At 40.6% G+C, this 7,423-nt stretch carries 8 protein-coding genes and 2 pseudogenes; 6 read left to right on the top strand and 4 right to left on the bottom strand.

Annotated elements, in window-relative coordinates; genetic code table 11:
• Nucleotides 1–150: 150 nt before the first annotated feature.
• Nucleotides 151–612, bottom strand: a complete 462-nt coding sequence (locus tag AB6D80_RS23600; RefSeq protein ID WP_009847897.1) for a chemotaxis protein CheX — start codon at nucleotides 610–612, stop codon at nucleotides 151–153.
• Between the two features lie 17 nt (nucleotides 613–629).
• Nucleotides 630–1,085: a zinc uptake transcriptional repressor Zur gene (gene zur, locus AB6D80_RS23595; RefSeq protein ID WP_012603115.1), complete on the bottom strand. Its 456-nt coding sequence runs from the start codon at nucleotides 1,083–1,085 to the stop codon at nucleotides 630–632.
• 655 nt (nucleotides 1,086–1,740) lie between these two features.
• Between zur and AB6D80_RS23590 the strand changes: the two genes are divergently transcribed.
• From AB6D80_RS23590 to AB6D80_RS23580, 3 genes are read left to right on the top strand one after another with little or no spacing between them, the layout of a single operon-like run.
• Complete coding sequence (locus tag AB6D80_RS23590) at nucleotides 1,741–2,622, top strand: TIGR04255 family protein (protein WP_372189780.1); 882 nt, start codon at nucleotides 1,741–1,743, stop codon at nucleotides 2,620–2,622.
• A gap of 11 nt (nucleotides 2,623–2,633) precedes the next feature.
• The gene (locus AB6D80_RS23585; protein ID WP_372189778.1) at nucleotides 2,634–3,203 is read left to right on the top strand and encodes a hypothetical protein; all 570 of its coding nucleotides are present in this window, start codon (nucleotides 2,634–2,636) and stop codon (nucleotides 3,201–3,203) included.
• An 8-nt stretch (nucleotides 3,204–3,211) separates the two neighbouring features.
• Entirely contained in the window at nucleotides 3,212–4,117 is a 906-nt protein-coding gene (locus AB6D80_RS23580; RefSeq protein ID WP_372189777.1) for a hypothetical protein, read from the top strand.
• Nucleotides 4,118–4,181: 64 nt separating this feature from the next.
• Here AB6D80_RS23580 and AB6D80_RS23575 read toward each other — a convergent pair.
• Nucleotides 4,182–4,640: pseudogene (locus AB6D80_RS23575) on the bottom strand (helix-turn-helix transcriptional regulator); the annotation flags it as partial.
• Between the two features lie 11 nt (nucleotides 4,641–4,651).
• Nucleotides 4,652–4,837 (bottom strand): annotated as a pseudogene (locus tag AB6D80_RS23570) (site-specific integrase); the annotation flags it as partial.
• A 163-nt stretch (nucleotides 4,838–5,000) separates the two neighbouring features.
• On the opposite strand from AB6D80_RS23570, the gene dusA reads away from it, so the two are divergent.
• The 3 genes from dusA to AB6D80_RS23555 all read left to right on the top strand — a co-directional run bounded on the left by dusA (nucleotide 5,001) and on the right by AB6D80_RS23555 (nucleotide 7,321).
• The gene (gene dusA, locus AB6D80_RS23565; RefSeq protein WP_009847903.1) at nucleotides 5,001–6,002 is read left to right on the top strand and encodes a tRNA dihydrouridine(20/20a) synthase DusA; all 1,002 of its coding nucleotides are present in this window, start codon (nucleotides 5,001–5,003) and stop codon (nucleotides 6,000–6,002) included.
• Nucleotides 6,003–6,241: 239 nt separating this feature from the next.
• Nucleotides 6,242–6,463 (top strand): envelope stress response protein PspG, encoded by a 222-nt coding sequence (gene pspG, locus AB6D80_RS23560; protein WP_009847904.1) that lies wholly within the window; start codon nucleotides 6,242–6,244, stop codon nucleotides 6,461–6,463.
• Nucleotides 6,464–6,598: 135 nt separating this feature from the next.
• Complete coding sequence (locus tag AB6D80_RS23555) at nucleotides 6,599–7,321, top strand: TIGR04219 family outer membrane beta-barrel protein (protein ID WP_081326142.1); 723 nt, start codon at nucleotides 6,599–6,601, stop codon at nucleotides 7,319–7,321.
• Nucleotides 7,322–7,423 lie beyond the last annotated feature (102 nt).

Below are 7,423 nucleotides of genomic sequence, written 5' to 3'. Positions count from 1 at the left end.
GCCAAATATCCGTTCAGGTTCAAGCAATAATGCTTATCCGAACGGCATTAAACCTTTCGGTTGGCGTTTTTTATGTCCGTTGATTTTACGGCAATAAAAAAGGCTGACGTATGTACGTCAGCCTTTCGCTTTTTATTTACTCGATTGTCTCTATTCGAAACAGATCTCGATGAAAGCATTACCCCACTGAGATGAGAAAGGCATGATGATGATTGCGCCTTCACACTTGTGACGAATAGTATGGCCTTTACCTGAAACCACGATTGGCGTTGCCATATCGAAGTCAAAGCCGCTTTCTGCAAGAATACGCTTTGCGCCACCAGTTACCATGTTAGTGATTTCACCCACCATGTCGGTCACTTCTTCGTTCAAACCGTTTGGTCGTTCACCTAGCATGTTTTCCATGATTTCTAGAGCAAGCCCTTCATCAAAGGTGATCGACATTGAGCCACGAGACTGTGTACCAACCATACCAATTAGGCCGGACACATCACCACGAGCGATTTCATCTTTCTTCACTCTTGGTTTCTGAGGCTTTAATTCTAGAGATGCCATCGTTTTTAGTACGTTCATCAAAGAAGCTAAAAACGGGTTTACAAATTCAGCGCGCATAATGTTCTTCTATAATCTTATTCTTTCATTTCGGAGGAGCAAGTTTGGCAAATGCCATGTGATTCAATGACATGGTTGGTCAACTTGAATCCATGCTGCTCGGCGTTACTCGCGAGTAGGGCGACAAGCGCATCGTCTTGTAATTCTATCACAGTGCCACATTTATCGCAGATCAGTAATTGGGAAAAATGCGTGTTGGCATTGCAAGAGCAGCAGCATATAAAGCTATTCGTTGACTCAACTCGGTGAATGAACCCTTGCTCTAACAAAAAATCCAAAGCGCGATAAACTGTAGGAGGCTTGGCTTGCGGTTCACTGACTTTCAATTGCTCTAATAATTCATAAGCACTGGAGGCTTTTTTATTAGATAGGATAAGCTCAAACACTCGCTTTCTTTGGGGTGTTAGCCTAACACCTCGCGATACGCATATCCCTTCAACTTGCTCTATTAATGTGTGGTCCAAATTTTTCACCGTTCAATCAAACATCCCCATTCAGCCCCTATTGCTAGGTAACCTTGTTTGAGGAGACATTGATTTTATTAAAGTCAGGTACAGAGCGTATTGTGACCTACGACTTTGAATAAGACAAGGTAACTCAAAACGACAGTGTGACTCAAGGCATAACTGATTAATCAAGCTGAATTAGAGATCTGGTGAATGAGTTTATATAAAAAATGTGCTGTAAAGTTCATATAGCACAAATAAGTCATAGCATTTACAATAGTCGGTCTTGCTTTTGCTGGGTATTCCAGCATATTTTTTTGATTCGCTACTAGGTTACTTTGCCATGACTCATTCATGTAAGTTGTCTGTCGCTCCAATGCTCGATTGGACTCACTTTTAAGTAATACCAGTAATTAAAAGCAAGTCATACGTACTACCTTGATTGTATATTAAAATCCCCTCGTTAGTGTTTATGCTTAATCGATGTTACTTCATTTCATTAACTTAGGTTCGTTACTCTCGATTCCCTTTCTGATGTAACAACAAGAGACCTTGAATTATTGTCAAAAAAGCTAGACTTTCTCTTTAGATTAAGGATGTAGTTTTCGTATCCATTAGACATAAAATGTGTATAATAAAGTGTATCAATGCACGTAAATGTACATTTTGCATAGGATTTAAAATGGTTTCTAAAAGCTATCAACACGCACCGCTGTTAATGACTCTTGTTGATATTCGTTTTTCAGCAATTCCCGATTTTTACGAAGCAGGTAAACTGACTAAGTTAGAGTCTTCGTTTCGTGGTATTGGCTTTGTTGAGAAAGTGGTTGAAAAGCTGCAAGAAATTAACTTTGAGTTAACACCAGACTTAGAAGGCAACATGGTACAGTCTCCTAAGCCTCAGACTAACCAATCAGTCAAGCAACGTTGGATATTTTTGAACCTAGAAAAGACCTTGTCTGTTTATCTGGCTGAAGATGGTCTTTCTATAAAGTCTACTGAGTACACTTGTCATGGCAATTTTGTAAGTCTTGTTGCTAATGTGATCTCTAAATTGACAGAGGTTTTTCCTTCTTTACCACAAGGTATCACCTCAAGGGTTGGGACTCGTTATCTAAACTTGATTATTCCAATGGAAGGGGAAGAAGTATCTCGTTATTTGAAGCAAGAGTGGTTACCGAACAACTCAATCCCTACAGAGATTGATGTAGAGTCCGGCGTTCACAATCGCTTAATGATGAATTACAAAACTAAGTATGGGAACTTAAGGGTTGAATCGAATAAATTCACTCCAGAGCCGGGTGCTAATATGTCGATCATTCCTAATGAGTTGATGGACTCTCCAGAAACGGCCTTAACTATTCAAGAGTTACCGTGGTGGGGGGGACAATTAGCTAAAAACGAAAGTTATGTAATTTTGGATATAGATCTAAGTAACCCTGTTCGTGAAATGTTCAATTCGGAAAATGTGATTAATCTTTTGAATGAAATGAGAAAGTTAACTAGACCTGCTTTTGATATGTGCATAACAGAAGAAGCAAAACAAGATTGGGTTGAATTATAAGGAGGTTTGTTATGTTTAGTACGGCTGGTATTGCATCCCCCCAAAAAAGTCATTTTACAACAGCTGCAGCTTTGGCCGCTATTTTGGTCACAGGTACTGGTGTTGCTGAAAGCAGAGATTACAGATCTTCGGTTAATGAGAGCTGGGTAATCCAACAGCAGGCTACAGTCTCTAACGAAGTATCTGCTCAAGATATGGTGACAAGGGTTTTAGACAGCTTTGGACTTGCGGTCAAAGACTTTGAGCCTATTTTGGGAGTGAAAAGAGCTGCTATTTATAACTGGAAAAAAGGCGCTAATGAGCCAAATGAAACCCAGTTTGATATTTTGAAAAACTTGCATCAAGTTGCCCTCAACCTTGACTCTAAAGGAGTGAAGATTGGTAGGCTTGCAAAAACAAATATTTATCAGAATCAATCGATGATAGAAAGGCTATCTTCATCAAACATTGACATTGATGGAGTCGTCGAACACCACAATCTGTTAGTGGCTAAAGTGCTTAAACAGAGAGAAACATTCGAAAAAGTTGCGGATACTTCTCCGCTAATTGAAGGTGACTCAGTTGTTGTAATTGAAGGGTGAATATCTAGATGACTTCAACTAGTGAATTAGCTGTTCAAGATCCTCGTCTCGCTTTGATTGAAAATGGTTGGGTCCAAGGGGCTGTTATAGACTACTCTGTTGTGAAGGACGGTTCTTTTATAGCAGCCTCAATTATCAATGGTTCAGTTAAGCCAAAGCATCAGGCAAAACTTCTCGTAATCTCTCAAGATTGCGATCTTCTATCTAATGAAGAGTATGTAGAATGCCTATTGTTGAAGAAGGTTAATAAAGAAGCTTTAAGTCAAAAAAATGGCCAAAATCCCAGAAAAATACAACTAGACCCAATTAATTCGATTTTTTGGGAGGCTCGTGCTGATGATGTTGTTTATTTAAAGAAAGGCTATTTAAAAAGCTCACCTCCCTTGAGTGACTTTTTGGTCACTTCTGAACAACTTGCAATTATCAAACAATGGAAAGCAAACCGTTACACACGAACTGGGCTACCTGAAAAATTTGTAGAACAAACTCATCGCTTCTTTAAACCGCCGAGAGAAGCTACGCAGTTAGATGAATCTCTAGAAAACTCTGAATTATTTAGACAATTCTCAAAGTATATTTCGTCTATTCGTGTGTATTGTTTAGAAGAGGAAGGTAGTACTAAATGTGGTTTTATCTTGCTTTATAAATCTATATTATGCGCGAAAGATAATATAAATGTAGATGATATAGAAGAGCTTTTCGAAGTGTGCTTACTGGAAAAGCTCCGAGGTCTAGATGTGATTGAGTTAATCAATGATGATTCTTCAGTTGATTCACTGTTCGAAGTTCATAGTTTAAGCGACATAATGTCCGATATGGAATTCCCTGTCGGTTTACTATCAGTCTTTCCAAGGTATTACTTCGATTATGTTTCGTTTGGTGATATTGAGGATGACTCTGAACTCGACGGCTAGTCAATAAATCGAATCCAGAGATAAAGCTAACTATTTGTTTTAGATGGAGCCTGATGGCTCCTTTTTACATTCTCTGCCCTGACCAAACCACCTCACCAATGATCTCGAAGTCGTTACCTTTAATCTCTTCTTTTCCAAGTTCCCATGCTTCACAAGCACTATTGTCACTGACTACCTTGATTCCGTTTGGTAGAAATTGAAGTCTCTTCACCATCAATCGATTGTCATATCTGAATACGTAAATCCCGTCAGTAGAAAAACCATCAACACGGTTCACCATTACAACGCTTTGATTCTTAAGAGTTGGGATCATGCTGTCACCGCGAACGGGCATCAGGAAGATATTGTTTGAGTTAAAGCCAAGCTCTTGCCTAATGAATTTCTCACTGAAAGCCATTGCGCTAGATTCTTCTTCTTTTTCAACAAACGTGCCTTGTCCAGCACTCACCTCAATATCGAAGAACTTCAATTCCAAATAGCACTTTAGAGTCAATGAGCCACTTTTTTCGATTTCGTTCACCCTGTTTTATCTCATAAATCAGGCTCTTCCATAAACTTGTCCGGAAGTACGTACTGCGGTATGGGTTTTTGTCCGGATTCGTCAGGATTTTCTAGCTCAAGAACCCGCGTGTTTGCATAGGTTCTAGCGAGTTCTTTTTTCCTGAATGTTTTCGATTCCCTGTGTATAATCGCCCAATTATTTTTGACTACAATGTCCACTGTGAAGCGTGATTCACCGCTTTGAAGTGTTCTTTTTTAATGCTAGATGCCTTCGTTCTACTCCATCAATACGTACTATAAGCGTACTGAGTGGGTGAGCTTGCGGCTGAACTAGCGAGTTTCTGTATATTAAATGCAGTGTATAGATTTTGAGTAACGCTTTATGAAACCTGACAATACCAGTAAATACGCGGCTAACCGCTTATCCGTTGCACCCATGTTGGATTGGACTGACCGCCACTGTCGTTACTTTCACCGTTTGCTCTCTCAGCAGACGCTTCTGTACACGGAAATGGTCACAACTGGTGCGATCTTACATGGCAAGGGCGACTTTCTAGAATATAACGAGCAAGAACACCCATTAGCACTTCAACTTGGTGGTTCAAACCCGGTTGATTTGGCGGCTTGTGCCAAGCTTGCTGGTGAGCGTGGCTATGATGAAGTGAACCTCAATGTAGGTTGCCCTTCAGACCGAGTTCAGAATGGTCGCTTTGGTGCTTGCTTAATGGCTGAGCCTGAACTGGTGGCAGATTGTGTGTCAGCGATGAAAGAAGTCACGGATATTCCAATTACGGTAAAAACGCGTATTGGTATCGACGACCAAGATTCTTACGAGTTTCTGACTAAGTTTGTTTCTACTGTTTCTGAAAAGGGCGGTTGTGAGCAATTTACTATCCATGCGCGTAAAGCGTGGTTGAGTGGCCTTAGCCCGAAAGAGAACCGTGAGATCCCACCGCTAGATTACGATCGTGCGTACCAAATCAAGAAAGACTTCTCTGATCTAGTGATTGCGGTAAATGGTGGCATCACTACATTAGAACAAACTAAAGAGCACTTGCAGCACCTTGATGGTGTGATGATCGGTCGTGAGGCATACCATAGCCCGTTTATCTTGGCTGAAGTTGATCAGCAGATCTTCGGTTTAGACACGCCAATCAAGAAGCGTTCACAAGTGGTTGAAGAGATGTACCCGTACATTGAGCGTCAGCTTTCGAATGGAGCGAGCCTTGGTCATATCTCTCGTCATATGCTTGGTTTGTTCCAAAGTATGCCGGGCGCAAGACAATGGCGTCGTTACATCAGTGAGAATGCACATAAGAAAGGCGCGGGCATTGAGGTGATTCAGACGGCATTAGCTAAGATCCCTAAAGAGCTAAACGTATAGATACCCTCAAGGTTAAAGCAAAAGCCAAGAACTAAAAGTTAAAAGCTTAAAGAACAAGGCTAAATTCGCCATTAGAGGCTAAATTTACCATTGTGAGTTTCCGAAAAGCCACGCATGAAGATGTGTGGCTTTTTATTTGCCTGGTAAATCAATGGTTTATTACTGTGGCTAACTTGGTATGGAAGCTGCAATGTTAGAAAGTAGGAAAGATAGGTCATGAACTCATTAGGGAGACCATTATGTTTGAATTAATCTTTGTTCTTATTTTCGTCGCAACTTTACTCGTTACTGGTATTACGTTTATGACGGTACTAGCGGCAACCGGAATCGCGTTAGCGGTCATGCTGGTCTTAGGTATGATGGGGGTTGTGTTTAAACTGCTGCCTTGGCTGATCGTGATTGCAGTGGGTGTGTGGTTTTTCAAAAACTATGTACACAGCTCTAACCAAAGACGTTATTAAGGTCATCGTGTCGTCAAATCTTTACTCGTCAGCGGTTTATCGTTTTAGAATTTAAGATGTGTGGTAGAATTTTCCCCAATAATCTATGAATGTGCATACAATTAGCACAACGATATGGAATTGGAGCTATCTCAAATGAATAAAATGCCATTAATTGCTTTAGTGGGAATGCTTTCTTTAAGCTCGGCTGTGTCCGCTGAAGAAGAGTTTTCTTACACGACTAAGATCGGTGCTGATATGTGGTGGGGAAGTACAAAGCTGAATGAAGCTAGGTCGAGTGACTCAAACTCACCTTCGTTGTATTTCGCATTTGAGCATAATGCCCCTAAGCTGCCAAATGCGAGTTTCCGCTACTCTACTGTTGATACAACATTGTTAGCGTTTGATAAGTATGACTACACGTTCTACTACACAATGTTGGATCACAAGTTGATGAACTTCGATGCGGGTGTGACATTTACTCAGTATGCAAACTCACATTACAAAGATCCGTACAGTTCGAAAACGACAAGTTTTGATGAGTTTACTTGGAGCTTCTACGGTAACGCAGAAATCAATGTCCCTAATACTCACCTTGATATCATTGGTACGATGGAATTTGGTGATAGCAACGGTATTAAGAGTACCGATTTGATGGCGGGTGTTCAGTACCGTATTCCAGTGGCAGATACTGAAATAGCACTTCGTGGTGGCTATCGTGTGATCGACCTTGATTCGGACAAATTTTTCTCTTCAGAGTTGAATAAACCTCTTGAGACGGACAAAGAACCTGATCCTTTGGATGACCCAAAGCCAGGGCCACCTAAATCGTTTGTTATGGTTGATGGTTGGTTTGCTGGCGTAGAAGTACGCTTTTAGGCAATTAAAACGAATCTAGAACGAAATTTAAGAACGTCACTTTATTAAGTCAACACCTATCATTTAAGGTGTTTAGATCGCACAGTGTAGCGAGTCTTACTA

The sequence above is a fragment of the Vibrio sp. 10N.247.310.17 genome (assembly GCF_041466605.1).
Lineage (GTDB): Bacteria > Pseudomonadota > Gammaproteobacteria > Enterobacterales > Vibrionaceae > Vibrio > Vibrio tasmaniensis_A.
Note: the sequence above shows the minus strand (reverse complement) of the source record. Positions and strands in the feature narration are given on the sequence as shown.